Here is a 24,194-nt window from a genome sequence, read left to right as displayed (position 1 = left end):
CCGGCCCGCACCTGCGACGATCGGGGCGTGGGTGAGGCAGAGGCGGACGAGTGCGGGGCCGGCGCGGCCGGGCAGGCCAGCGCGTGCACCGTGCGGGAGGCGCTGGACCGGGTCGGCGGCAAGTGGGCCATCGGCATCCTGATCGCCGCCTCGGCCGGGCCGGTCCGCTTCACCGAGCTGGAACGCCGGGTGGAGGGGATCAGCCGGCGGATGCTCACGCTGACGTTGCGCAACCTGGAGCGCGACGGGCTGCTGGACCGGCACGTGCATCCCACGGTGCCGCCGAAGGTGGAGTACACCGCGACGCCGATGGCCCGGGAGCTGTACGAGTCGCTGGTGGCGCTGACGAGCTGGGCGGAGCGGCACCGGGAGGCGATCAGCGCGGCCCGGGCCGAGTACGACCGGCGGCACGGCGGCCCACCGGTCTGACCTGCGGAAACAGGCCGTTGTGGTGAACGCCACGCGGCGGATCTGACCGATCGGTCAGCACCTGACCGATCGGTCAGGCATGCTGGAGGACATGGCGCGACCCACCACCGCCACCCACGACGAGCTGCTGGCCGCGGCCGCTCGCCGGTTCGCCGTCACCGGGTACAAGGGCACCTCTCTCCAGGACATCGCCCGCGACGTGGGCTGCTCCAAGGCGACGGTGCTCTACCACTTCGCCAGCAAGGACGCCCTGCTCTGCGAGCTGATGGCCCCGGCCATCACCGTGCTGGAGGAGCTGGACGCCCGGATCGCGGCGCACACCGGCGCAGAGGCCCAGCGCGTCGCCGCGGACGGCTTCGTCGACCTGGCGGTCCGCTTCCGCCGGGAGATCGCCCTGCTCCGGGGAGAGTTCCCCGACCTGCTCCAGCAGCCCGCGTTCGCCCACATCCAGCAGATCTCCGAACGGCTCGTCGCCGCGTTCGCCGGCTTCTCCGACCGTCCGGAGGCACGCGTCGCGGCGCTCGTCGTGCTCGCCGGCATCGCCGAGACCTGCGGCGAGTTCCTGGACATCCCCGACGAACAGCTGCGACCCGCACTGCTCGCCGTGGCGTACCGCGCGCTCGAAGTCACCACCTGATCCGTTTCTGCGAGGACAAGGAAGGTCCATGGCGACCCTGCTGTACCGGCTCGGCCGGGCATCCCTGCGCCGGCGGCGACTCGTCGCCGTCGTCTGGCTCGTCGTACTCGTCGGCCTCGGCCTGGCCGCGGCCACGCTGCGGGGCCCGACGGCGAGCAACTTCACCATGCCGGGCACCGAGTCGCAGAAGGCGATCGACCTGCTCGCCGACCGCTTCCCGGCGGCCAGCGGCGCCACCGGCACGATCGTGGTCAAGGCGCCACAGGACGGCGCCCTGACCACGCCCGCCGGTCAGGCGGTGGTCAAGCAGGTCACGCAGGAGGCGGCCACGCTGCCCGGCGTGGTCGGCGCGGTCGACCCGTACCAGGCGCAGGCGCTCACCCCGGACGGCCGGTACGCGCTGGTCCAGGTGCAGTTCGCCGGCGGTGCCGACGACGTCACCGACGAGCAGCGCGACGCGTACGAGAAGGTCGGCAAGCAGGCCGAGGCGCAGGGCTGGCAGATCGCCCCCGGCGGTGAGGTGCTCAACGCCGAGCCGGAGGTCGGCTCGACCGAGGCGATCGGCGTGCTGGTCGCGGCGATCGTCCTGGTGATCACGTTCGGCTCGCTCGTGGCGGCCGGCATGACCATGCTGAACGCGCTGATCGGCGTGGGTGTCGGCATGGCCGGTCTGTTCGCGCTCAGCGGTGCGGTCGAGCTGACCAGCACCGCGCCGATCCTGGCGCTGATGCTCGGCCTCGCGGTCGGCATCGACTACTCGCTGTTCATCACCTCCCGGCACCGGCAGAACCTGCTCGACGGGCTCTCCCCGGAGGAGGCGGTCGGCCGGGCGGTCGGCACCGCCGGCTCGGCAGTGGTCTTCGCCGGCGCCACCGTGGTGGTGGCGCTCGCCGGCCTGGCCGTGGTGGGCATCCCGTTCCTGACCGTGATGGGCCTGGCCGCGGCCGGCACCGTCACGATCGCCGTGCTGGTGGCGATCACGCTGGCCCCGGCGCTGCTCGGCTTCGCCGGCCACAAGGTGCTGCCGCGCAAGCTGCGTGACCGCAAGGCGGTCGAGGACCCGACCACCGGCTCCGAGGACCGCTCCGGCTTCGGCTTCCGCTGGGCGCGGTGGGTGACCAAGCTGCGCGTCCCGGTGATCCTGGTCGGGCTGCTCGGCCTCGGCCTGCTCGCCATCCCGGCCCAGGACATGCGCCTGGCGCTGCCGGACGCCTCCGCCGCCGCCGAGGGCACCCCGGCCCGGGTCAGCAGCGACCTGATCCGGGAAGGCTTCGGCCCCGGCTTCACCGGCCGGCTCGCCGTCGTGGTGACCGCCGACTCGCCGCAGGACACCCAGGCCGCCATCCCGCAGGTGACCGCGCTGGTGCAGAAGACCGACGGGGTGCTGGCGGTGGCCCCGCCGCAGGTCGACCCGTCGGGGCGTACCGCGCTGATCGGGGTGATCCCGAAGACCGGGCCGACCGACGAGGCCACCGAGACCGTGGTGCACGACATCCGCAAGCAGGTCTCGGGCATCCAGAACGCCGACGTGCTGCTCACCGGCGTCACAGCGGTCGGCATCGACGTGTCGGAGAAGCTCTCCGACGCGCTGCCGGTCTACCTGCTGCTGGTGGTGGGCCTGTCGATCCTGCTGCTGATGCTGGTGTTCCGGTCGATCCTGGTGCCGGTCAAGGCGGCGCTGGGCTTCCTGCTCACCGTGGCGGCCACGTTCGGCATCACCGTCGCGGTGTTCCAGCAGGGCCACCTGGCCGACCTGGTCGGCCTGGACACGCCGGCCCCGCTGGTCAGCTTCCTGCCGATCCTGCTCATCGGCATCCTGTTCGGCCTGGCCATGGACTACGAGGTCTTCCTGGTCTCCCGGATGCGCGAGGACTTCGTGCACGGCGACACCGCCCAGCAGGCCACCATCAACGGCATGGGGCACGGCGCCCGGGTGGTCACCGCCGCCGCGCTCATCATGATCTCGGTGTTCGGCGGCTTCGTGTTCCTGGAGGACCCGATCATCAAGTCGATGGGCTTCGCGCTCGCCATCGGTGTCGCCATCGACGCGTTCGTGGTCCGGATGACGATCGTGCCGGCGGTGATGTCGCTGCTGAACAACGCCGCCTGGTGGCTGCCGCGCTGGCTGAACAAGATCCTGCCCAACGTGGACGTCGAGGGTGAGGGCCTGCGCGCCCACCTCGCCGAGAAGCAGCACGCGAACGTGTGATCGGCACGGGTGGGGCCCCGCGGGGCCCCACCCGTCACACACCCGCCGGATACGTCTCCATCTCGCCGGGTGTGACGCACGCCGGCAGCGGGTGCAGCGCCGTCGTCTCGTCGCACCAGATGAACGCGTCGTAGCGCTCACCCAGCCGGGTCGGCACGTAGTTGCCCCAGGACTCGAAGCTCGGGTCGTACACCACCCCGATGGCCCGGTGGTCCGCCTCGCCGGTCACCCACTCCGGCTGGTCGTCGCCGCCGAAGACCAGCACCGCCCGCTCCGGCATCAGCTCGTGCAGCCGGTGTTCCACCGAACCCTCCCGGGCCGGCGGCACCACCATCGTCTCGGCCGGTGAGCCCCAGCGCGGCGCGGCCACCACGCTGCCGCGCCAGCTGCCGAAGCCGATCAGCGCCACCGCGTCCCGGCCGTGCCGTTCCCGGCCGAGCTGCCCGATGTTGACCATGCCGTCCGCCGCCATGTCGGTGGCCCGGGCGTCGCCGACGTGCGTGTTGTGCGCCCACACGATGCCCCGCGAGCCCGGACCGTACCGGTCGAGCAGCCGGTCGAGCGTGTCGGCCATGTGGACGTCGCGGACGTTCCACGACTCGGGACCGCCGCCGACCATGGCCCGGTAGTACCGTTCCGCACCGGCCACCACCTCCGCGTTCTGCCAGGCCGAGAAGCGGTCCGGGCCGTCCGCGGCGGCCTGTTCCCGGGTACGCGCCAGCAGCCGGACCACCTCCTCCTCGCACCGGGCGGAGACGAACCGGCTGGCCATCCCGTACTCCTCGGGCCGCTTGCCGTACGGCTCGAAGCAGCGGTACGCCTCCTGGGCCGCCTCCAGCGAGGCCGGGTCCTCCTCGCCGAGGTAGTCGAAGATGGCCTGCATCGACTCCCAGAGGGAATACACGTCCAGCCCGTGGAAGCCGGCCCGCTCCCCCTCGGGGCGTTCCAGGTTCCACGCCCGCAGCCAGCGGCAGAAGCGGGCCACCTCGGCGTTCGCCCACATCCAGGTGGGCCAGCGTTCGAACCGTTCCAGCGCGACGAGCGGATCGGCCGGCCCGTCCGGCGCGCCGACCACCGACCGGTGCACCCGGTCGCAGTCCGGCCAGTCCCCCTCCACCGCCACGAAGTCGAACCCCTGTTCGGCGATGAGCCGCCGGGTCAACTGTTCCCGCAGCCGGTAGTAGTCGTAGCTGCCGTGCGTCGCCTCGCCGATCATCACCACCCGGGCGTCCCGCACGCGGTCGAGCAAGGGGTCGAAGTCGCTCGGCGCGCCGAGCCGCTGTACCAGCATGTCCGCGGCTACCCGGGGCCCGCCGGGACAAACCGCCGCCGCGGCCCGGCGGCGGGCATGCCGCCGGGCCCAGCGGGTAGCCGGGCGGCATGACCGTCACCGGCGCGCAGTTGCAGGAGTTCCTGGCCGGGCTGGACTACCCGGTCTCCCGGGAGGACCTGGTCCGCTGGGGCCAGGAGAACGGCGCCAGCACCGAGACGCTCCAGCGGCTGCGCACGCTGCCGGCCGAGGAGTTCGACACCCCGGCCGAACTGGTCGAGGCGCTGGTCACGCTCGCCGGTTGAGCGGCGCGTGCAGCAGCCGGAACAGCACCAGCCACTGTTCCGGCCAGACCAGCCCGACCGGGGTGTCCGGCGCGATCCGTGCGGCCCGCAACGCGCCGTCGACCCGCGGCCGGGGATGGCCCGCGCGCAGCGAGGCCGCGAGCGAGCCGCCGACTCCGCCGAAGCCCAGCTCCACCATCCGCCGGTACGCGGGCAGCGCGGCCGGCGCCACGAGTGGCGTCGTCCGGCGTTCCAGCCGCAGGATGCCCCCGTCCACGCCCGGCACCGGCCGGAACGCGGTCCGGGGTACCCGCCCGGCCAGCCGCCAGTGGTACTCGGGCCAGGTGAGCACGGTGAGCCGGCTCCACCGGCCGTGGTCGCCGGTGCGCTTGCGGGCGTAGTCGAGCTGGGTGAGCAGCGTCGCGGTACGCAACCCTGGTGCGGCCAGGCACCAGCGGACCACCGCCGCGGTGAGCGACCAGGGGATGTTGCCCGCCACCGAGAACGGCCCGGCGGGCGGGGACGCGGTCAGGAAGTCGGCCGCCCGTACCTCGACGTTCGGCAGCGGAGCGCAGGCCGCTGTCAGCTCGGGCAGCACGGCCGGGTCGACCTCGTACGCGATCAGCCGCCCGCACCGCGCGGCGAGCGGCCGGGTCAGCCGGCCGCGACCGGCGCCGACCTCCAGCAGCAGGTCGTCCGGGCCGGGCCGGACCGCGCGGACCATCCGCGCGACGACGGCCGGGTCGGCGAGGAAGTTCTGGGACAGTACGCGACGGGACCGGTCGCGTGCGGTGTTTCGGCGGGGCGCCACGGGTTCGTCCTGTCTGTCGCCGGACGGCGACGGGTACGGACCGCTGCGCGGGTGTCCCCCGCCGTCGAGGCGGCGTGGGGCGGATCGGGCGGGCGGTCCGAGCGGATCGGGACTCGGACGACCCTGGACAGTGGCCGGGACGCGGCGCATGCCGGAGACGCCACCTCGGCGAGGTGGCGTGGACGAACCACGGGTACCGCCACCTCGGCGAGGTGGCACGACCGGCGCCCCTCGGGGCGGGTCGGGAACCGGCGGTCAGGTCAGACGCGGGCGGCGTACCGGCCGGCCAGGGCCGGGCGCCGGAACCGCGGACGGGCGTCCAGGAGGAGCCCACACGCGGCCGGCGCGACGGCCACACGGATCAGGGCATGCGTGAACATGCCGCCACGCTAACGACCGGGTCGGGCCCGGGCGACCGGTTTTCTCCCGCTCGACGGTGCGCCGGCCGACGCCTGTTGATCTATCCTTTGTGGAATGTACAAATATGTCGAGGTCCAGATGGAACCGACCTACGCCGACTTCGGCTCCGAACCGCCACGTACCGGGAACGTCACGATCACCGGTGTCGAGCGATCCTCGGCTGCCGGCGACCACCTGGCGATCGGCGCCGGCGGATCGGTCGAGCTGGAGTTCGACGTGCCTGACCCGGTCGTCGTCCGGGAGGCCTGTGTCGCCCTGCGGGCGCTCACGTCGATGTTCTCCCGCGAGCCCGGATACGCCCCGCTCACCGTTCGCCTCAACGGCAGACCGCTGGCCGACCGGATGCGGATCCCGAATGGCGGCGGTCTGCCGCAGCGTCTGGTCTTCGCGGTCCCCGCCGAGGACCTGGTCGCCGGCCGGAACACGTTGCGGATCGACAGCGGCGCCGACGCCCGCAGCATGCTGTGGTTGTACCGGGTGACGATCGATCCGATGCACGCGCACGACCAGGCGGGCCTGGCGCTGGCACGGCAGGCCGTCGCCGAGCCCGTGCTGCGGTACGCGACCGACGCCGGCGAGGTCACCATTCTCATCGATCGCGGTGAACAAGCCCTTCTCGACCAGGTGGCGTGGGCGGACGCGTCCGGCGCGGAGTACGCGATCACGTTCGAAAAGCAGCAGGCCGCCTTCTACGGCTGGCGCCGGCAGCCGGGTCAGCGGCCGAGGGAGTTCCGCGGCCGGCTCGCCGGGCGCGGCTCCCGGGCCGAGCAGGCTCGGCGGTTCACCACGGAGGAGGGCTGGGGCGGTGGGTGGCACCGCTCCGGGGACCTGCTCGTCGCGGTGGGTGTGCCCGGGCACGCGGTCACCAGGATGAGCTGGCGCCACGGCAACGGCAACAACGGCACCGTCGCTTTCGCCGACGACGGATTCCTGGGCACGTACCAGCGCACCGGGGAAGGACCCATCGGCTACCGCGGCCGTCCCGGCTCGTGACCCGGCCCCTTCCCTACAGGTCGACTGTGCGTCCCTGCGCCCGGGCGGTCTGCGCGGCGTCCAGCACCGCCACCACCTCGCGGCCGAACCGCACGTCGCAGCGGTGGTCGCGGGTGCCGGCGTCGACCTCCTCCAGCAACTGGTCGAGCGCGGCGCCGAACGCCTGGAGCGCGCTGCCGTCGCCGGGCGGCACCGTCTCGGTGCCGTTCTCGCCGAAGAAGACGAAGTCCCGGGTGACCGCCTCGGACGGCGCGTCCAGGGTGAGCGACAGCGAGCTGGTCGCGCCGCCGTCGTGGGTGAGCAGCAGGTGCACCAGGCCGCTCGGGCCGTCCATCGCGGCGACCCGGGTGACCCGGCCGAGCACCGGCAGGATCAGCGACAACGCGTGCGGGCCGATGTCCCAGAGCGCGCCGCGCTCCCGCCGCCAGCCCGAGTCGCCGTACGGGTTCCCGGGCTGGAAGATCGACGCGAACATGGTGGCGCGGGCGTGCTGCCAGCCGCCGGCCGCCGCGGTCGAGGCGAGGAAGCCGGTGACGTTCGGGTGGAAGCGCTGGGTGAAGAAGACCACCGAGGCCACCCCGGACGCCTGCGCCGCGGCGACCACCCGGTCGGCGTCGGCGACGTCGAGCGCCAGCGGCTTGTCCAGCAGCAGGTGCCGCCCGGCGGTGGCGGCCCGGACGGCGATGTCGGCCTGCACGTCCGGCGGGAGCGCCACGGCGACCGCGTCGCAGGCGTCGATGAGCGCGTCGACGTCGGTGAAGGCCGGCACACCGTGCCGGGTCGCCAGTTCCTCCGCCTTCGCGGGGTTGCGCCCCCACACGCCGGCGAGCCGGGCCCGCGGGTGTGCCTCGATGGCCGCGGCGTGCGTCTGCGCCGCCCAGTAACCCGTGCCGAACAACCCGAACCGCACCCCGGCCCCCTGCCGTCGACGTCCGCCACCGGCGTACGCCGGGACCGTGATCCACGCTAGTCCCCCGGCCCGTCCGGCGCGCCACGACCCGGCGGGCGAGCCGCTACTACACCGGTTAGTAGGCTGTGCCGGTGAACGACACCGTGTCGACGACCAGCGCGGCAGCAGCCTCTCCGGTGGACGGGCCGCTCGCCACGGTCGCGATCGTGATCTCGCTGGCGGTCGCCGTCTGGGCCCTGGTGGCGGCGGTACGCCACCGGCCGCCGGACCGGATCCAGTTCATCGGCCTGGCCGTGCTGGAGGTGGCGCTGCTCGCGCTCACCGTGACGGCGCTCGTCGCGCTCGGCGGCGGGGACCGGCCGGGCGAGCCGGGCGCGTTCTTCGGCTACCTGGCGACGCTGGTCTGCCTGCCGCCGCTGGCCTGGGTGCTGGCCCGGATGGAGCCGACCCGCTGGGGCTCGGGCATCGTCTGCGCGATCTGTCTGGTCACGCCCGTGGTGGCGGTACGGCTCCAGCAGACCTGGGAGGCCCTCGGTGGCTGAGACCACGACCGAGCAGCGCGCCACCAACCGCGGGCCGGGCCGGTTGCTGATCGCCGTCTACATCGTCTTCGCCATCGCCGCCACCTCGCGGGCCGGGTTGCAGATCGCCACGAAGTTCGACGAGGCGCCGGTGGCGTACCTGCTCTCCGCGCTCGCCGCGCTGATCTACATCGTGGCGGCGGTCGGGCTGGCCCGGGCCGGGCACGCCGGCCGCCGGATCGCGCTCGCGTGCTGCACCGTCGAACTCGTCGGGGTGCTCGGGGTGGGCGTGCTGAGCATCGCCGACAAGGAGCTGTTCCCGGACGAGACGGTCTGGTCCGACTTCGGCAGCGGCTACGGCTACGTACCGCTGGTGCTGCCGGTGCTCGGCCTGTTCTGGCTCTGGCGCACCCGGCGCGACCCCGCCTGAGCAGGCCCGCGCCGGGTTGGGCCGGTCAGTCCTTCGGACCGCCGGCGACGTAGATGACCTGGCCGGAGACGAAGGACGCGCCTTCACTGGCCAGGAACGAGATGGTGTGCGCGACGTCCTCCGGGCGACCGGGACGGCGTACCGGGATCTCGGCGGCGGCGTGCTTCTGCAGGTCGTCGAAGTCGACCTTCATCCGCGCCGCGGTGGCAGCGGTCATGTCGGTGACGATGAAGCCCGGCGCGACCGCGTTGACAGTCACCCCGAACGGGCCCAGCTCGATCGCCAGCGTCTTGGTGAAGCCCTGGAGGCCGGCCTTGGCCGCCGAGTAGTTCGCCTGGCCCCGGTTGCCGAGCGCGGACGTGCTGGACAGGTTGACGATCCGGCCCCACTTCGCCTCGACCATGTGCTTCTGCGCGGCCTGACTGAACAGGAACGCCCCGCGCAGGTGCACGCCCATGACCGTGTCCCAGTCGCCCTCGGTCATCTTGAACAGCAGGTTGTCGCGCAGCACACCCGCGTTGTTGACCAGCACTGTCGGTGCGCCCAGTTCGGCGGCGATCCGTTCCACGGCGGCCTCGACCTGGGCCCGGTCGGACACGTCGGCGCCGACGCCGAGCGCCCGTCCGCCGGCCGAGCCGATGGCGTCCACCGTCTCCTTGGTGGCGGACTCGTCGATGTCGACCACGGCGACGGCCATGCCGTCGGCCGCCAGCCGGCGGGCGGTCGCGGCCCCGATGCCGCGCGCGGCTCCGGTGACGATGGCGACGCGGGGCTCCTCCGACATGCTTACCTCCCGGTAACTTGTGGCTCGATCGAAGGAGCTTAACCCGCCGGTACGCCGCCCCCTACCGCTCGTGGCCCCGGCAGAGCCGGATCCACCGGTAGCCGTACCCGCCGAGCTTGAGCCGGTCGAGCTTGCCCACGTCCTCGTAGTTGCGGTCGCTCAGCACGTCGATCGGCAGGTCCGCCTCCGGCGCCAGCGTGCTCAGGTCCACCTCGACGTCCTCGGTGCCGAGGTTGTGCAGGAACACCATGGTCCCGGTACGCCCGTCGGCGCGGTGCGCGAGCACGCCCGGCGGCATCGGCACGTCGATGTGGGTGGTGCTGCCGGAGCCGGTCTCCGGCGCCTCGCGCAGCGTCCGGATCATCCGCTCGAACCAGCCGAGCAGCGAGCGCGGGTCCTTGCGCTGGGCGGTGACGTTGACCTTCTGGTAGCCGTACTCGCCCTTGTCGATCACCGGGCGGACCAGCTTCTCCGGCTCGGCCGTGGAGAAGCCGGCGTTGTCGGCGTAGGACCACTGCATCGGGGTACGGATCGCGTCGCGCCCGTCCAGCGACAGGTCCTCCCCCATGCCGATCTCCTCGCCGTAGCGCAGCACCGGCGTGCCGCGCAGCGAGAACTGCAACGAGTACGCCAGCTCCATGTGCCGGCGGTCGTTGCCGAGCATGGGCGCGAGGCGGCGGCGGATGCCCCGGCCGTAGAGCTGCATGTTCTCGTCCGGACCGAACTTCGCCAGCACGTCGTTGCGCTGGTCGGCGGTGAGCCGGGACAGGTCGATCTCGTCGTGGTTGCGCAGGAACGTGGCCCACTGGCCGCCGGTGGGCAGCTTCGGGGTGTCGCGCAACGCCTCGATGATCACCTCCGGGTCCTCCCGGGCCAGGGCGAGCATCAGCCGGCCGTTGAGCATGAAGTCGAACAGCATGTGGATCCGGTTGCCCGAGCCGCTGCCGTCGCCGAAGTAGACCGGCAGCTCGTCCGGCTCGACGTTCGCCTCGGCCAGCAGGACCGCGTCGCCGCGCCGCCACTGCACGTGCTGGCGCAGGTCGGTGAGGAAGTCGAAGTCCTTCGGCGAGTTCGGGTTGCCCGGCTCGGTGCGCTCGATGATGAACGGCACCGCGTCCATCCGGAAACCGGAGACGCCGAGCTGGAGCCAGAACGAGGTGATCTTCTTGATCTCCGCCCGGACCCGCGGGTTCTCGATGTTCAGGTCCGGCTGGAACTTGTAGAAGCGGTGGTAGTACCACGCCTTGGCGGTCCGGTCGTAGGTCCAGGTCTCGTGCTGCTCGCCCGGGAAGACCATGCCCTGGTGGCGGTCGTCCGGCTCGTGGTCGGCCCAGACGTACCAGTCCCGGTACGGCGAGTCGGGCGAGGACCGGGCGGACTGGAACCACGGGTGCTGGTCGGAGGTGTGGTTGACGACCAGGTCGATGATCACCCGGATGCCCCTGTTGCTCGCCTGGTGCAGCAGTTCGGCGAAGTCGCCGAGCGTGCCCAGCCGCGGGTCCACGTTGTAGAAGTCGGTGGCGTCGTACCCGTCGTCCTTGTTCGGCGAGGGGTTGATCGGGTTGAGCCACAGGCAGGTCACGCCGAGCCGGGCCAGGTAGTCGAGCCGGCCGATCAGCCCTTGGAAGTCACCCACCCCGTCGCCGTCGGAGTCCGCGTACGTGTCGACGTCGAGGCAGTAGACGACCGCCTCCTGATACCACCTGTCACCCATGCGGCTACTACTTCTCCGATCGCGCGCGGCGGCAAACCCGGTACGGTGCCGGGATGCAGGAGGCGTACGAGTGGTCGGCAGGCACCTGGCTGAACCCGCCCGAGCGGGCCGAGCCGGTAGACGGCGGCGGCCTGCTGGTGCAGCCGCGCGGCGGCAGCGACTTCTGGCGGCGCACCAGCTACGGATTCGTGCACGACGACGGATCGGCGCTGCTCGCGCCGTTTCCGGTGGGCGGCGCCGTGGAGGTGTCGTTCCGGCTCGACTACTCGGTCCAGTTCGACCAGGCCGGCGTGCTGGTGCGGGTGGACGAGCGGCGGTGGATCAAGGCCGGGGTCGAGGTGAGCGACGGTTCGCCGCAGGTGGGCGCCGTGGTCACCGACGAGTTCTCCGACTGGTCGGTGGCGCCGGTGCCGGACTGGTCGGGCCGGGAGGTGACGGTCCGGGTGAGCCGGGCCGGCGACGCGCTGACCGTGCGCGCCCGGTGCGAGGACGAGCCGTGGCGGCTGGTCCGCGTCGCACCGCTCGATCCGGCGGCGACGGCTTCGGCCGGGCCGTACTGCTGCTCGCCCAGCCGGGGCGGCCTGCTGGTCCGCTTCACCGGCTGGCGGCGGGGTCCGGCGGACGCCGCGCTGCACCCGGAGGGCTGAGTCACAGGTGTGACGGCCGCCGGTCCGGGTAACACCTTCGGATCTCCGGCTCTCGCGTGGAAGGACCGCCATGGCCCTGGCCCAGGACGTCGACCCGAACCAGTTCACCGGGCTGACCGGGTGGGTGGCGAGTGTGATCGACTCGCTCGGCGCGGTCGGCGTGGCGCTGCTGGTGGCGCTGGAGAGCATCATCCCGCCGATCCCGAGCGAGATCGTGCTGGCGATGGCCGGCTACCTGGCCGCCGAGGGCCGGTTCAACCTCGTGCTGATCGTGGTCGCCGCGACCGCCGGCTCGCTGCTCGGCGCGCTGGTGCTCTACTGGCTCGGCGCGGCGCTGGGCGAGGAGCGGCTCAAGCGCTGGCTGGACCACATCCCGCTGGTCGACCTGGAGGATCTGGAGAAGGCCGACCGCTGGTTCGAGCGGCACGGCCGGTGGGCGGTGCTGATCGGCCGGGTGGTGCCGGTGGTCCGCAGCCTGGTCTCGATCCCGGCCGGCGCCAACCGGATGCCGCTGGGCGAGTTCATCCTGCTCACCACGCTGGGCAGCGGGGTCTGGAACGCCCTGATCGTCGGCGCCGGCTACGTCCTCGGCTCGCGGTGGGAGGACGTCGACAGGTACAGCCAGTGGTTCAACTACGCGATCTTCGCCGTCTTCGGTTTCATGATCGTGAGCTGGGCGGTGAAGAAGGTGCGCCGGCGGCGCGCCCGGCAGTCGGTGACCGCCGGGCGCTGACCGTCACCGCGGGCTCAGAAGCCGGCGGTGATACCGGTGAACTCCCAGGTGTTCTGCGCGATGCCGGAGCAGTTGGCGACCACGCCGCCGCCCGGGCAGGGCCGGTCCCGGTTGACCGACCAGAACGTGAACCGGGCCAGGCCGCGCGCCTTGGCCCAGTCGCGGATCTGCGTCCAGGTGGCGGGCGAGGTCAGCTCCTGCTGGTCGGAGAGGCCGTTCATCCCGGACAGGCCCATGTGGGCGTACGCGGTGGCGTCGGACCAGCCGAACGCGTTGCGCAGCGCGGTCTTGAGGCCCTCGGCCGCGTTCACGGTGTTCTGGTACATGTTCGCGCCGCCGCCGAAGTCGAACGGCATGATCGTGAACACGTCGATCCCGGCGCCCTTGGCCGCGGCCTGGTTGATCAGCCGGGTGCCGTAGTACGACGGGCCGGTGGTCGAGGTGCCGAACGTGATGATCGTCTTGATGCCCGGGTTGTTCTGCTTGACGATCTTCAGGGCGTCCAGGATGCGGTCCTGCACCACCTCGTTCTCGAACTCGTCGCTGTTCTCGATGTCGATGTCGATCGCCTTCAGCCCGTACGCGTTGATGACCTGCTGGTACGCGCCGGCCAGGGCGGCGGCGGTCGAGCAGTTCGGGCCGAGCTTGTTGCCGCTCCAGCCGCCGAAGGACGGGATGACGTCGCCGCCGGCCGCCTTGATCGCGGCGATGGTGGCGGCGTGCGTGCCGCCGGTCAGCGGGCCGTTGCCGTCCCAGGCCGGGGTGCAGCCGCCGCCGGAGAGCACGAACGCGATGGTGAACCACTTGATCCCGGTCGCGCCCATCACCGTGGCGGGCGCGGGCGGGTCGCCCCAGCCCGGGTAGAGGTAGGGCGCGGCCGCCATCGCGCCACCGCCGCCACCGGTGCAGCCGCTGGTGGTGGCCGCGACCGCCGCCGACTTCGCCGACTCGCCGGCGCCGTTGTACGCGGTCACCGTGTAGTTGTGCCCGCTGCACGCGGCCAGCCCGGAGACGGTGGCCGACGTGCCGGTGACTGTGGCCTTGACGGTCGTGCCCTCGTACACCCGGTAGCCGGTGACGGTGCCGGAGACCGCGTTCCAGGCGAGCGAGACCGCCGACGCGGTGGTGCCGGTGACCCGCAGCCCGCCCGGCGTGGCCGGTGCGCCCGGGTTGCCGGGGTTGCCGCCGCCGGTGCAGGAGGCGCCGTTGACTGTGCAGTTCACCGGGTCGCCGGTGCCGCTGACGACGAAGCCGAAGCTGGCGCTGGCGCCCGGGGCGAGCGCGCCGTTCCAGGACTGGTTGACAGCGGTGACGTGCTGGCCGGAGGTGGTCAGCCGGGCGTCCCAGAAGGAGCCGAGCGTGCTGCCGGACGGCAGGTCGAACTGGACGTTCCACGAGGAGATCGCGGCGGAGCTGTCGTTGGTGACGGTGAACCGTGCCTCGTACCCGCTGCTCCAGCTGGAGGTGCGGACGAAGGCGGCGGTGGCAGCGGAGGCGGGCGGCGCGGCGAGCAGGGCACCGGCGACCACGGCGGTGGTCAGCGCGGCGGCGAGCGTCGCCAGGCGGGGGCGGAGTCTCACGGCGTCCTCCAGGGGACGGGCGGGGGTGGAGAGGAATTCACAACCGTCGACGTGCGCCTATTATTAGGAGTGTTAACTGTTTCTGTCCAGCACCGGTTCGACGCGGCCCGGACCGGGGGTCCGGGCCGCGCCCCGGCCGCGCCTCAGCGGCGGAAGGTGAACCAGTTGACGTTGACGAAGTCGGACGGCTGGCCGCTGCTGAACGTCAGGTAGACGGTGTGCCGCCCGGTCACCGCGCCGACGTTGCCCGGCACCGAGCGCCAGGTCTGCCAGCCGCCGGTGTTGCCGACCGCGAAACTGCCGATCGGCGGCGCGGTCGGGCTGTCCACCCGGACCTCCACCAGCCCGCTCACCCCGGACGCCGCGCCGGAGGCGACCCGGGCCACGAAGTCGCGCGGCGGCGTCGAGCCGAAGTCGACGTTGTCGTAGCGGGCCCAGTCACCGTTGGCGAGCCAGCCGATGTCCTGGCCACCCTCGGCGCACGTCTCCACCTGCACGCCGTTCTGCGCGTTGAACGACTCGGCCTGGATCGTCGCGTACGCGTCCCGCACCCCGCCCGGCGGCGGCGTGGTCGGCGTGGGCGACGGGTTGCTCCCGCCACCGCGGGTGTAGACGGCCACGTAGTCGACGAGCATTGACCGGCCGGGCACGGTCGAGGCGGTGGGCGTCGCCGAGCCGGCCACGCCGTCCGGGAATCCGCCGCCCATCGCCACGTTGAGCAGCAGGAAGTAGCCGGCGTGGTTGGTCATCTGACTCCAGTACGGCTCACCGACCTGGTTCTGCCCGACGGTGTGGAAGAGCTGGCCGTCGACGTACCAGCGCAGCTGCTGCGGGCTCACCGAGGCGTCCCACTCGAACCGGTAGGTGTGGAACGCCGACTGGCAGGTGCTGCCCGGGCAGGCCCGGGACGCGCCGATGCCGTTGAACTCCCCGCACGGGCCGCCCGGCGCGACGCCGCAGTGCAGCACGCCCCAGACCGAGTTGATCCCGTTGACGTTCTCCATCACGTCGAACTCGCCGATGCCCGGCCAGTTCTGGTAGTTGCCCCGGTACGGCGAGCCGAGCGCCCAGAACGCCGGCCAGTACCCGGACGCCGCCGCGCCTGTCACGTTCGGCATCTGGATCCGGCCCTCCAGGGCCAGCACGCCGCCCGACGGCGCCTTGAAGTTGGAACGCACCGTCTCGATCCGGGCCGAGGTCCAGCGTCCGGCCGAGTCCCGCAGCGGCGTGATGCGCAGGTTGCCCGAGCCGTCGTGGGCCAGGTTGGCGGTGCTGGACGTGTAGGTCTGGATCTCGCCGGTGCCCCAGTTGGCCGGGCCGCCCGGGTAGCCGGTGCCGGTGTCGATGATCCAGTTGGCGGACGAGGGCAGCGTGCCGGAAGGGCCGGTGAAGTCGTCGCTCCACACCAGGTTCCAGCCGGACGGCGTCGGGGGCACCGCCGCCTGGGCGGTCATCGAGACGCCCGCGAGGGCTGTGGTGAGCGCGAGGACGCCGGCGGCCAGGGCGAGCCGGCGGCGTGATCGGGGCACGGTGGCGGAGGCGGCCGGGGCCGCCGGGATCGGGTTCATTCGGGGTGCCTCTCTGCGGGGACGGGTCCGGGAGAGCGCTCTCTGAGGCGATTTCTACGCGCCCGCCCCCACACTTGTCAACGCTTGTCGATGGCCGCCGCCGGCTGCGGCCGGCGCAGCACCACCTGCTCCAGCGCCGTCCACGCCGTGGTGGTGACCAGATAGAGCACCGCCGCCAGCGGCACCACGAGCGCGACGAGCACAGTGGCGTACGGCAGCAGCGGCAGCAGCCGCCCGAGCACCGCCGCGCCCGGACCCTCGGTCGGCGTCCCGGCCACCGTGCCGGTGGCGGCCGCCGCCCGGCGCATCCGCCGCGACGACCACCAGGCCAGCGCGAGCAGCGCGGCCAGCAGCACCCCGAACACCAGCGGGACCGGGCCGGCCAGCCCGTCGCCGAGGTGCCAGCCCAGAGGTACGCCGGCGAGCCGCTCCCCCAGCAGCTCCGGCGCGCCGTCGCCGGTGGCGAACAGGCGGTACATGACCAGGAAGAACGGCGCCTGCAACAGGGCCGGCAGGCAGCCCGCGACCGGGCTGGCCCCGGCGTTGCGGTAGAGCGCGAACACCTCGCTCTGGAGGCGCGCCGGATCGTCGGCGTACCGGCGCTGGAGTTCCCGTACCTCGGGGGCGAGCGCGGTGCGACGCCGCTCCCCGCGGACCTGGGCCACCGTCAGCGGCGAGATCAGCAGCCGGACGCCGACCGTGAACAGGACGATGGCGGCGGCCGTCGCGGCGCCGCCGGTGAGCGGGGCGAGCACGTCGGCGAGCCAGGTGACGACTGCGGCCGCGGCCGAGGCCGCGGAGTGCAACGGTGCGAAGGCGAGCATGGGTGGACCCCTCGACGGCGATTCCGGGTGTCCCGGGCGGCGACGTGCCGCGCGGCGGGACGGATGACGACGGAATCGGCCGCGAAGCCTGGAACGGAGGCCCGCCGACGCGGGCCGGGAGGTGGCTACGCGGCCGAGGGGTGCAGGCCGGGTGCGCGGGGGCGCGGACGCCCCGGCGCGTCCGGGTCGACCTGCCGGGGCACCCCGCGACGGCGGGCGCGGGCACGCAGAGCGGCGGCGAACCGGGTGCCGGGCGGCGTGGGCAGGGCGCGGACCCGCAGCGCGAGCAGGGTGGCGAGCAGCAGCGCGGCGACGACCGCCGCACCGGCGAGCAGCCCGGCCGGCCGGTCGGCGAACAGGGCGAGGGCGTAGGCCCACGCTCCCGTCAGCACCGCCAGCATCCCCGCCACGCGACCACCCTAGCCCGCGTTGTCACGCCCGGCGGGCCCATGCGCGAACGCGCCCGGCCGACCCGATCGGGCGAACCGGTGCCGACACGCCCGTCGGCACGTTTCCCGAAACGGACACGGTGGGTAACAGGATCTCGACCACGCGGCACGGTGCCGTGAGCGGTCCGGAGAGACGGTGGTGACGATGAGTGGCTCAGTGGCGGAGCGGGAGCGGAGCGCCGCACCGGGCGGAACCGACCTGCTGACAGTCGGCGTCGAGGAGGAGTTCCTGCTCGCCGACCCGCACACCGGGACCGCCGTACCCGCCGTCGACCTCGTGATGGAGCAGGTACCGGCCGAGCTGCGCGGTCAGGTGGAACGCGAGTTCCAGACCAGCCAGATCGAGATCGGCAGCCCGCCCGGGCTGGAGCTGTCCTCGATCCGGCACTCGCTGTCGATGCTGCGCGCCGAGCTGGCCGACGCGGCCGAGCGGGCGGGCGTACGGCTGCTCGCGATCGGCACCGGGCCGGTCGACGGGCCGGTGCCGCCGGTGGTGGACAAGCCGCGCTTCGACCGGATGATCGAGCGGTTCCGGCTGCTGGTGCCCGGCCCCGGCAACAACGGCATGCACATCCACGTCGGCATCCCCGACCCGGACACCGGCGTGCAGGTGCTCAACCACGTCCGGCCGTGGCTGCCGATCCTGCAGGCGGTCACCGCGAACTCCCCGTTCTCCCGGGGCGAGGACACCGGGTACGCGAGCTGGCGCTCGGTGGAGTGGGAACGCTGGCCGTCGGTCGCGCCCACCCCGTTCCTGGAGTCGCACGAGCACTACGAGCGGCTGATCCGGCAGCTCATCGCCAGCGGCGTGATGCTGGACGAGGGAATGCTCTACTGGTACGCCCGGCTCTCCGCCAAGTACCCCACGGTGGAGATCCGCATCGGCGACGTCTGCCCGTCCGTGGACGACGCGGTGCTGGTGGCGGCGCTGGTCCGCGCGCTCGTCGCCACCGCGCTCACCGACATCGCCGCCGGTCGCCCGGCCGTCAACACCGACCACCACCTGCTGGTGGCGGCGCACTGGCGCGCGGCGCACGACGGGCTGGAGGGCGAGGGCGTCGACCTCACCGACGGTGAGCTGCGCCCGGCCTGGGAGCTGCTGGACCGGCTGGTGGACCGGCTGCGCCCGGAACTGGAGCGGCACGGCGACCTGGACCGGGTGACCGATCTGCTCGGCGGGCTGCGCCGGCACGGCAGCGGCGCGGCGCGGCAGCGGGCGGTGTTCGCGCGTACCGGCAACCTCGTCGACGTGGTCGCGGACGTGGCGCGGCAGACCCGTGGCTGAGCGGCCACGCGGCCGTGGCCCGGCGTGACATGATGGGCGACGTGGCCGAGCGCATGATCGTCATCGGCGGCGACGCCGCCGGCATGTCGGCGGCGTCGCAGGCGCGGCGCCGCCGCCGCGACCGGACCGACCTGGAGATCGTCGCGTTCGAGCGGGGGCACTTCACCTCCTACTCGGCCTGCGGCATCCCCTACTGGGTGAGTGGCCTGGTGGAGGACCGGGACGAGTTGATCAGCCGCGATCCGCAGACCTTCCGCGACGAGTTCGGCATCGAGGTCCGTACCCGGCACGAGGTCACCGCCATCGACCTGGACCGCCGCGAGGTGACCGCGCGGGACCTGGACGGCGGCGGCGAGGTCCGCGCCGGTTTCGACACCCTGGTGTACGCCACCGGCGCGTCCCCGGTGCAGCCGGAGTGGGCGCGCGACGACGTGTCGGGCGTGTTCGGCGTGCAGACGCTGGACGACGGCGCGGCGCTGATCGGCTGGCTGGAACGCGAGCCCCGGCCCCGGCACGCGGTGGTGGTCGGCGGCGGCTACGTCGGCGTCGAGATGGCCGAGGCGCTGGTGCAGCGCGGGCTCTCCGTCCAGCTGGTGGAGCAGGCCGACCAGCCCATGTCGACAGTGGACCCGGACATGGGCGAGCTGGTGGCCGACGCGATGCGCGGCACCGGCATCGCCGTCCGCACCGGCCTCACCGTCACCGGGTTGGAGGAGCGGGACGGCCGGATCTCCGCGGTGGTCACCGACGAGGGGCCGATCCCGGCCGACGTCGTGGTGCTGGGCCTCGGGGTACGCCCCAACACCGGGCTCGCCGAGGCCGCCGGCCTGCCGATCGGTCCCTCCGGCGCGGTCCGGACCGACCGCCGGATGCGGGTGCCGGGCGTGCCCGGCGTCTGGGCGGCGGGCGACTGCGTGGAGTCGCTGCACCGGGTCAGCGGCATGCCGGTGCACATCCCGCTCGGCACGCACGCCAACAAGCAGGGCCGGGTGGCGGGCATCAACATCGGCGGCGGGTACGCCACCTTTCCCGGCGTCATCGGCACCGCCGTCACCAAGGTCTGCGAGCTGGAGGTGGGCCGCACCGGGCTGCGCGAGCGGGACGCGCGGGAGGCCGGCTTCGAGTTCGTCACAGTGCTGGCCCAGTCGACGAACCGGGCCGGCTACTACCCGGGCTCCCGGCCGATGACGGTCAAGCTGATCGCCGAGCGGCCCAGCGGGCGGCTGCTCGGGGCGCAGATCGTCGGCTGGTCCGAGGCGGCCAAGCGGATCGACGCGCTGGCCGTGGCGCTGTGGAACGGCATGACAGTGGACGAGATGACAGCGCTCGACCTGGGCTACGCGCCGCCGTACGCCCCGGTCTGGGATCCGGTGCTCATCGCCGCCCGCAAGGCCGTCGACGCGCTCGCCGCGGGCGGCAGATGAGAAGTGTCGGTGGCCGGCGTTAGCGTGTGCGCGCTGTCGCGTTGCCGGTCCGGCACTTCCCCTCGGAGGTAACCCCCCATGTCGCAGGAGACGACCTACCTCGAACTGTCCGAAGTGGACGGTGGAGCACACAAGTTCTACGAGGTGGTGGTCGACGACACCGCGATGACAGTGCGCTACGGGCGGATCGGCGACCAGGGCCAGGTGAAGACGAGCACCTACCCGGACAACACCCGCGCCCGCGCCGCCGCCGCGAAGAAGATCGGCGAGAAGGTCCGCAAGGGGTACGCCCCGGCCGTGCCCGGCGTACGCCAGAAGCGGACCGTGTCGCGCCGGCAGATCGTCAGCACCCGCTCGACCGCCCGCACCGCCCCGGTCCTCTGGCGGTACGCCTCGGGCGCGCCCGCCTTCGGCATCTTCGTCGACGACCGGCACTGCATGGTCGGCAACGAGCACGGCGTGATCACCACGCTCGACCACGACGCCCGGCTGGTCAACCAGGTCCGGCTCCCCGACGGGGTGAAGTGCATCGTCGCCGACGACGCCTGGGTCTACGCCGGCTGCGACGACGGCAACGTCTACGACCTGTCCGGCAAGGTGCCCCGCGCGGCGTACGCGATCGCACCGGAGATCGACATCTACTGGCTGGACATCCACGACGGCGTGCTGGGCGTGTCCGACCGCGACGGCGGCATCTCGGCGATCGACCACGAGGACGAGTTCCTCTGGCGCCGGCCGGGGCGGGGCCGGTCGGCGTGGATGGTGCGCTGCGACGCCGACGCGCTCTACCACGGCCACTCGCAGGGGGTCACCGGCTACGACTGGCGTACCGGCCGCGAGCTGTGGCACACCGGCACCGGGGCGGTCCTGTTCGGCTGGCAGGAGCGGGACGCCGTCTTCGCCGGCACCGGCACCCGCGAGGTGGTGCGCCTGCGCAAGGACGGCCGGGCCGAGCAGGTCTACCGCTGCGACGCCGCGGTCTTCTCCTGCGCCACCGCCGAGGGCGGCCGGTACGTGTTCGCGGGCGACAGCGCCTCCTCGATCTACTGCTTCGACCAGGCCGGCAACCGGCTGTGGAAGCTCGGCACCGGCTGCGGCTCGGCGTACTCGATGCAGTACCACGACAACCGGCTCTACGTGGTCACCACGAGCGGCTACCTGGCCTGCATCGACGCGAGCGAGGCGGCGATCCGGGCGGCCGAGGCGGGCAGCGTGCCCGACGTGGTCGACGTCAAGGCACCGGCCCGGATGCCCGAGACGGCCGCCTGGACGTCGGTCGAGGTGACCACCGACGACCGCGACGGCGTGCTGGTGCAGTGTGTCGAGCAGGGCGGCCGACTGCGCGTCCACGTCCTCGCCGACGGCTACCGGCGGGACTGGTCGGTGCAGTTCCCCAAGGGCATCCGCGAGCCGGGCGCGCGTTACCTGGTCACCGAGGTGCGCGAGTCCGGCCGGGGCGGCTTCTACCGGGCGTACGGGGACATCCGCCGGCTGGGCTGACCGCAGACCGGCGAGACCCGGCCCGGGACAACGGATCGTCGCCGCACCGGTCAGGATGTCCGGATGCGGTGCGACATTCCCGAAGGGCTGCGCTGGGTCGAGCGGACCGAGGCCGGCCGGGCGTGGCTCGCGGAGCTGCCCGGCCGGCTGGCCCACTGCGTCGCGCGGTGGGAGCTGACGGTCGGCCCGCCGTTCGCGTACGCGTTCGCCTCGCTGGCGTTGCCCGCGACGCTGCCGGACGGCACCCGGGCGGTCCTGAAGCTCCAGTACCCGGACGACGACAGCGTCCACGAGGCCACCGCGCTGGCGCACTGGGACGGGCGCGGCGCGATCCGGCTGCTCGGGCACGACGCCGATCGGCGCGCGCTGCTCGTCGAGCGGTGCGACCCCGGCACGCCGCTGCACTCCCTGACGGCCGACGCGGCGCTCGACGTCGCGATCGGCCTGCTGCCGGGGCTCGCGGTCCCGGCCGGTGCGCCGTTCACGCCGCTGGCCGAGGAGGCGGCCGGCTGGGCGGAGCGGATGCCTGGCAACTGGCGGCGGGCCGGCCGCCCGTACGAGCGGCGCCTGCTCGACGCCGCGCTCGGGCTGCTCGCCGACCTGGCACCGGGCCAGGGCGAGCAGGTGCTGGTCAACCAGGACCTGCACGCCGGCAACGTCCTGGCGGCCGGACGCGAGCCGTGGCTGGTGATCGACCCGAAGCCGCTCGTCGGCGAGCGGGAGTTCGCTGTGGTGCCGCTCGTGCGCGGCGCGGAGCTGGGTCACTCCCCGGCGGCGGTCCGGCACCGGCTCGACCGGCTCAGCGCCGAGCTGGGCCTGGACCGGGAGCGGGTACGCGGCTGGGCGATCGGGCAGACGGTGGCCTGGAGCATCGGCGGCGACCAGGTCTTTCCCGGCAACGTCGAGGCGGCCCGCTGGCTGCTCGACGAGATGTGACTCAGCCCGCCTGGCAGGTGGGGCACCAGTAGAGGTTGCGCCCAGCGAGCGCGCCCCGGCTGACCGCCGTGCCGCAGATGTGGCAGGGCGCGCCGGGGCGGCGGTAGACGTACACCTCGCCGCCGTGCCGGTCCACGCGCGGCGCGCGGCCGGTCACCTCCGGCAGGTCGGCGTCGCGCACCGTGTCGATCCGGCCCCGCTCGACCGCGCGGGTCATCAGCGCGACCAGGTCCGCCCAGAGTTCGGCCCAGCCGCCCGGCGTCAGCTCCCGCCCCGGCAGCAGCGGCGGCAGGCAGGCCCGGAACAGCGCCTCGGTCACGAAGATCAGGCCGGTGCCGGCCACCACCGACTGGTCGAGCAGCAGCGCGGCCAGCGGGGTGGGGCTGCGGCGGATCCGCGCGTACGCCCGGTCCGGGTCGGCGTCCGCGCGCAGCGGATCGGGCCCGAGCCGGTCGCGCAGCGCCGCCACCTCGGGCGGGGTCAGCAGCTCGCAGGCGGTCGGGCCGCGCAGTTCCAGCCAGTGCCGGTCGCTGTGCAGCCGCAGCCGCACCTGCCCGACCGGGGCCGGCGGCTCCCCCGGCCCGTCCGCGAACTTCCCGTACAGGCCGAGGTGTACGTGCAGCGTCAGCTCGCCCGCGTAGTGGTGCAGCAGGTGCTTGCCGTACGCCTCGGTGCCGTCCAGGACGGTGCCGCTCAGGCGGGCCGCGCCCTCGGCGAAGCGGCCCTGCGGGCTGTCGGCGTGCACCTTGTCGCCCGCGAACAGCTCGGCATGCCGGGCGGCGAGGCGGTGGATGGAGTGTCCCTCTGGCACGACCGCCAAGCGTAGTCAGCGGACGGCACCGTCGGCGACTTCGGGCGCTGGGACGACATTGAATCGATGTCCGTCGACTGAAAGACTGGCGGCGGTAGCGCTCGGGAGCCAGTGCGAGCAGCTCGATCTCGCCGGAGGGACAAGCGCGGGGTGATGCGCCACCCCGCTGCCGGGCAGTCGCCTCCGGCGCTCCGCCGTGCCGCCACGGCGGCGACATCGCGGTCCACCACTCCGGCGCCGACCGCCCCCGGCGCCCCCAGCTCGGGAGAGACAGATGCTCCGTACGCTCGGCGCGGCACTGGCCGCCGCCCTCGCCCTCACCGGCCTGGCCGCCTCGGCCGGCGCCGACCGGTCCCCCGCCACCACGACGATGACGCTCGCCACCACGGCGATGCCCACCCCGACGCCCACGTTCGCGTGCCCGCCGGCGCTGCCGGTCACCGGCCAGGTGACGGGGGCCACCACCACCAGCGTCACCATCACCTACTGGATGGTGCTCAGCCCGCCCTGCGGCTACGACCCGCCGCTCCTCATCAGCCTCTTCGCCAGCCGCGAGGACGCCACCGGGTGGCGCGATCCGGTGGCCGAGGCGGTCACCGGGCCGGAACGGTCCGGGACGGTGACCATCGGCGGCCTGGCCCCTGGTACCGAGTACTGGTTCCGGTTCGGCGACACCAAGGGCACGCGGGATCCGTACGTGATCGGCGGACCGGCGCGCACGCTGTCGCTCTGCTCCGCGACGGCCACGATCGACAGCAGGTGGGGCGGCGGCTTCGTCGCCACGGTGACGGTGCGCAACGGCGGCACCGAGCCGGTACCGGGCTGGCTCGTCTCGTGGCGCTGGTCCGGTGACGAGCGCGTCCAGTCGGTCTGGGGCGGGGTGGCCGAGGGCGCCGGCCAGGACGTCGCGGTCCGCAACGCCTCCTGGAACGGGACGCTGGCGCCGGGCGCTTCGGCGACGTTCGGCCTGCTCGTGGCGAGCAGCGCGACGCCCGCCGCGATCACGCCGGTCTGCGGGCGGTGAC

Annotated in this window: 24 protein-coding genes; 14 read left to right on the top strand and 10 right to left on the bottom strand. The window is 73.3% G+C overall.

The window, feature by feature from the left end:
- Positions 1–27 precede the first annotated feature (27 nt).
- The 3 genes from EAD96_RS08255 (at position 28) to EAD96_RS08245 (ending at position 3,275) form a co-directional block, all read left to right on the top strand.
- Positions 28–429 (top strand): helix-turn-helix domain-containing protein, encoded by a 402-nt coding sequence (locus tag EAD96_RS08255; protein ID WP_121683817.1) that lies wholly within the window; start codon positions 28–30, stop codon positions 427–429.
- A 91-nt stretch (positions 430–520) separates the two neighbouring features.
- Positions 521–1,066, top strand: coding sequence for a TetR/AcrR family transcriptional regulator (locus EAD96_RS08250; protein WP_120574154.1), 546 nt, complete (start codon positions 521–523; stop codon positions 1,064–1,066).
- Positions 1,067–1,094: 28 nt separating this feature from the next.
- Positions 1,095–3,275 (top strand): MMPL family transporter, encoded by a 2,181-nt coding sequence (locus EAD96_RS08245; RefSeq protein ID WP_121683816.1) that lies wholly within the window; start codon positions 1,095–1,097, stop codon positions 3,273–3,275.
- 34 nt (positions 3,276–3,309) lie between these two features.
- Here EAD96_RS08245 and EAD96_RS08240 read toward each other — a convergent pair whose 3' ends face one another.
- Entirely contained in the window at positions 3,310–4,566 is a 1,257-nt protein-coding gene (locus EAD96_RS08240; protein WP_121683815.1) for an erythromycin esterase family protein, read from the bottom strand.
- 89 nt (positions 4,567–4,655) lie between these two features.
- Here EAD96_RS08240 and EAD96_RS08235 point away from each other — a divergent pair, with 89 nt between their 5' ends.
- On the top strand, positions 4,656–4,850 hold the full coding sequence (locus EAD96_RS08235) for a DUF2795 domain-containing protein (RefSeq protein WP_091422483.1): 195 nt from the start codon (positions 4,656–4,658) through the stop codon (positions 4,848–4,850).
- Here EAD96_RS08235 and erm read toward each other — a convergent pair.
- Entirely contained in the window at positions 4,834–5,640 is an 807-nt protein-coding gene (gene erm / locus EAD96_RS08230; RefSeq protein WP_121683814.1) for an ErmE/ErmH/ErmO/ErmR family 23S rRNA (adenine(2058)-N(6))-methyltransferase, read from the bottom strand. The two genes, EAD96_RS08235 and erm, sit on opposite strands and share 17 nt — an antisense overlap.
- Positions 5,641–6,114: 474 nt before the next feature.
- On the opposite strand from erm, the gene EAD96_RS08225 reads away from it, so the two are divergent.
- On the top strand, positions 6,115–7,053 hold the full coding sequence (locus EAD96_RS08225) for a hypothetical protein (protein ID WP_147457854.1): 939 nt from the start codon (positions 6,115–6,117) through the stop codon (positions 7,051–7,053).
- 13 nt (positions 7,054–7,066) lie between these two features.
- On the opposite strand, the gene EAD96_RS08220 is transcribed toward EAD96_RS08225, so the two are convergent.
- Positions 7,067–7,963, bottom strand: coding sequence for a Gfo/Idh/MocA family protein (locus EAD96_RS08220; RefSeq protein ID WP_121683812.1), 897 nt, complete (start codon positions 7,961–7,963; stop codon positions 7,067–7,069).
- 125 nt (positions 7,964–8,088) lie between these two features.
- Here EAD96_RS08220 and EAD96_RS08215 point away from each other — a divergent pair, with 125 nt between their 5' ends.
- Together EAD96_RS08215 and EAD96_RS08210 are read left to right on the top strand one after the other, a co-directional pair.
- A complete protein-coding gene (locus EAD96_RS08215) occupies positions 8,089–8,505 on the top strand; it encodes a hypothetical protein (protein ID WP_181726513.1) in 417 nt (138 codons plus the stop codon).
- Positions 8,498–8,914, top strand: a complete 417-nt coding sequence (locus tag EAD96_RS08210; protein ID WP_091422474.1) for a hypothetical protein — start codon at positions 8,498–8,500, stop codon at positions 8,912–8,914. The genes EAD96_RS08215 and EAD96_RS08210 overlap by 8 nt, the downstream gene beginning before the upstream one ends.
- 25 nt (positions 8,915–8,939) lie before the next feature.
- Here EAD96_RS08210 and fabG read toward each other — a convergent pair whose 3' ends face one another.
- Together fabG and EAD96_RS08200 are read right to left on the bottom strand one after the other, a co-directional pair.
- Positions 8,940–9,698, bottom strand: coding sequence for a 3-oxoacyl-ACP reductase FabG (fabG, locus tag EAD96_RS08205; RefSeq protein WP_013288301.1), 759 nt, complete (start codon positions 9,696–9,698; stop codon positions 8,940–8,942).
- A 61-nt stretch (positions 9,699–9,759) separates the two neighbouring features.
- Positions 9,760–11,412: an alpha-amylase family protein gene (locus tag EAD96_RS08200; RefSeq protein ID WP_121683811.1), complete on the bottom strand. Its 1,653-nt coding sequence runs from the start codon at positions 11,410–11,412 to the stop codon at positions 9,760–9,762.
- 53 nt (positions 11,413–11,465) lie between these two features.
- On the opposite strand from EAD96_RS08200, the gene EAD96_RS08195 reads away from it, so the two are divergent.
- Both EAD96_RS08195 and EAD96_RS08190 read left to right on the top strand, forming a co-directional pair.
- The gene (locus EAD96_RS08195; protein ID WP_121683810.1) at positions 11,466–12,059 is read left to right on the top strand and encodes a DUF1349 domain-containing protein; all 594 of its coding nucleotides are present in this window, start codon (positions 11,466–11,468) and stop codon (positions 12,057–12,059) included.
- 70 nt (positions 12,060–12,129) lie between these two features.
- Positions 12,130–12,792, top strand: coding sequence for a DedA family protein (locus EAD96_RS08190; protein ID WP_121683809.1), 663 nt, complete (start codon positions 12,130–12,132; stop codon positions 12,790–12,792).
- 14 nt (positions 12,793–12,806) lie between these two features.
- Here EAD96_RS08190 and EAD96_RS08185 read toward each other — a convergent pair whose 3' ends face one another.
- The 4 genes from EAD96_RS08185 to EAD96_RS08170 form a co-directional block, all read right to left on the bottom strand.
- A complete protein-coding gene (locus EAD96_RS08185) occupies positions 12,807–14,372 on the bottom strand; it encodes a cellulose binding domain-containing protein (protein WP_121683808.1) in 1,566 nt (521 codons plus the stop codon).
- Between the two features lie 143 nt (positions 14,373–14,515).
- Complete coding sequence (locus EAD96_RS08180; RefSeq protein WP_121683807.1) at positions 14,516–15,940, bottom strand: carbohydrate-binding protein; 1,425 nt, start codon at positions 15,938–15,940, stop codon at positions 14,516–14,518.
- A 77-nt stretch (positions 15,941–16,017) separates the two neighbouring features.
- Positions 16,018–16,764 carry a membrane protein insertase YidC gene (locus EAD96_RS08175; protein ID WP_121683806.1) on the bottom strand — a complete coding sequence of 249 codons (747 nt, stop codon included), beginning with the start codon at positions 16,762–16,764 and terminating at the stop codon, positions 16,018–16,020.
- A gap of 125 nt (positions 16,765–16,889) precedes the next feature.
- Complete coding sequence (locus tag EAD96_RS08170) at positions 16,890–17,165, bottom strand: DUF6412 domain-containing protein (protein ID WP_091422448.1); 276 nt, start codon at positions 17,163–17,165, stop codon at positions 16,890–16,892.
- Positions 17,166–17,349: 184 nt separating this feature from the next.
- Here EAD96_RS08170 and EAD96_RS08165 point away from each other — a divergent pair, with 184 nt between their 5' ends.
- The 4 genes from EAD96_RS08165 to EAD96_RS08150 all read left to right on the top strand — a co-directional run bounded on the left by EAD96_RS08165 (position 17,350) and on the right by EAD96_RS08150 (position 22,358).
- The gene (locus tag EAD96_RS08165; protein WP_121683805.1) at positions 17,350–18,498 is read left to right on the top strand and encodes a glutamate--cysteine ligase; all 1,149 of its coding nucleotides are present in this window, start codon (positions 17,350–17,352) and stop codon (positions 18,496–18,498) included.
- A 41-nt stretch (positions 18,499–18,539) separates the two neighbouring features.
- Entirely contained in the window at positions 18,540–19,922 is a 1,383-nt protein-coding gene (locus EAD96_RS08160) for an FAD-dependent oxidoreductase (protein ID WP_121683831.1), read from the top strand.
- Positions 19,923–20,000: 78 nt separating this feature from the next.
- Positions 20,001–21,422 carry a WGR domain-containing protein gene (locus EAD96_RS08155; RefSeq protein ID WP_121683804.1) on the top strand — a complete coding sequence of 474 codons (1,422 nt, stop codon included), beginning with the start codon at positions 20,001–20,003 and terminating at the stop codon, positions 21,420–21,422.
- 63 nt (positions 21,423–21,485) lie between these two features.
- A complete protein-coding gene (locus EAD96_RS08150; RefSeq protein WP_121683803.1) occupies positions 21,486–22,358 on the top strand; it encodes an aminoglycoside phosphotransferase family protein in 873 nt (290 codons plus the stop codon).
- Position 22,359: 1 nt separating this feature from the next.
- Here EAD96_RS08150 and EAD96_RS08145 read toward each other — a convergent pair whose 3' ends face one another.
- The gene (locus EAD96_RS08145) at positions 22,360–23,169 is read right to left on the bottom strand and encodes an Fpg/Nei family DNA glycosylase (RefSeq protein WP_121683830.1); all 810 of its coding nucleotides are present in this window, start codon (positions 23,167–23,169) and stop codon (positions 22,360–22,362) included.
- A gap of 274 nt (positions 23,170–23,443) precedes the next feature.
- Here EAD96_RS08145 and EAD96_RS08140 point away from each other — a divergent pair, with 274 nt between their 5' ends.
- Positions 23,444–24,193: a cellulose binding domain-containing protein gene (locus EAD96_RS08140; RefSeq protein WP_121683802.1), complete on the top strand. Its 750-nt coding sequence runs from the start codon at positions 23,444–23,446 to the stop codon at positions 24,191–24,193.
- Position 24,194 lies beyond the last annotated feature (1 nt).

The sequence above is a fragment of the Micromonospora sp. BL1 genome (genome assembly GCF_003667485.1).
Taxonomy (GTDB): Bacteria; Actinomycetota; Actinomycetes; order Mycobacteriales; family Micromonosporaceae; genus Micromonospora; species Micromonospora tulbaghiae.
The sequence above is the reverse complement of the archived record's forward strand: the minus strand, read 5'-3'. Positions and strand labels throughout refer to the sequence as shown.

Bases quoted from the DNA above. Each gene is read 5' to 3' on its own strand.
- EAD96_RS08195 (WP_121683810.1), top strand. From the start codon at position 11,466: ATGCAGGAGGCGTACGAGTGGTCGGCAGGCACCTGGCTGAACCCGCCC.
- fabG (WP_013288301.1), bottom strand. From the start codon at position 9,698: ATGTCGGAGGAGCCCCGCGTCGCCATCGTCACCGGAGCCGCGCGCGGC.
- EAD96_RS08245 (WP_121683816.1), top strand. From the start codon at position 1,095: ATGGCGACCCTGCTGTACCGGCTCGGCCGGGCATCCCTGCGCCGGCGG.
- EAD96_RS08180 (WP_121683807.1), bottom strand. From the start codon at position 15,940: ATGAACCCGATCCCGGCGGCCCCGGCCGCCTCCGCCACCGTGCCCCGA.
- EAD96_RS08225 (WP_147457854.1), top strand. From the start codon at position 6,115: ATGTACAAATATGTCGAGGTCCAGATGGAACCGACCTACGCCGACTTC.
- EAD96_RS08200 (WP_121683811.1), bottom strand. From the start codon at position 11,412: ATGGGTGACAGGTGGTATCAGGAGGCGGTCGTCTACTGCCTCGACGTC.
- EAD96_RS08190 (WP_121683809.1), top strand. From the start codon at position 12,130: ATGGCCCTGGCCCAGGACGTCGACCCGAACCAGTTCACCGGGCTGACC.
- EAD96_RS08170 (WP_091422448.1), bottom strand. From the start codon at position 17,165: ATGCTGGCGGTGCTGACGGGAGCGTGGGCCTACGCCCTCGCCCTGTTC.
- EAD96_RS08175 (WP_121683806.1), bottom strand. From the start codon at position 16,764: ATGCTCGCCTTCGCACCGTTGCACTCCGCGGCCTCGGCCGCGGCCGCA.
- EAD96_RS08250 (WP_120574154.1), top strand. From the start codon at position 521: ATGGCGCGACCCACCACCGCCACCCACGACGAGCTGCTGGCCGCGGCC.
- EAD96_RS08140 (WP_121683802.1), top strand. From the start codon at position 23,444: ATGCTCCGTACGCTCGGCGCGGCACTGGCCGCCGCCCTCGCCCTCACC.
- EAD96_RS08155 (WP_121683804.1), top strand. From the start codon at position 20,001: ATGTCGCAGGAGACGACCTACCTCGAACTGTCCGAAGTGGACGGTGGA.
- EAD96_RS08240 (WP_121683815.1), bottom strand. From the start codon at position 4,566: ATGCTGGTACAGCGGCTCGGCGCGCCGAGCGACTTCGACCCCTTGCTC.
- EAD96_RS08150 (WP_121683803.1), top strand. From the start codon at position 21,486: ATGCGGTGCGACATTCCCGAAGGGCTGCGCTGGGTCGAGCGGACCGAG.
- EAD96_RS08235 (WP_091422483.1), top strand. From the start codon at position 4,656: ATGACCGTCACCGGCGCGCAGTTGCAGGAGTTCCTGGCCGGGCTGGAC.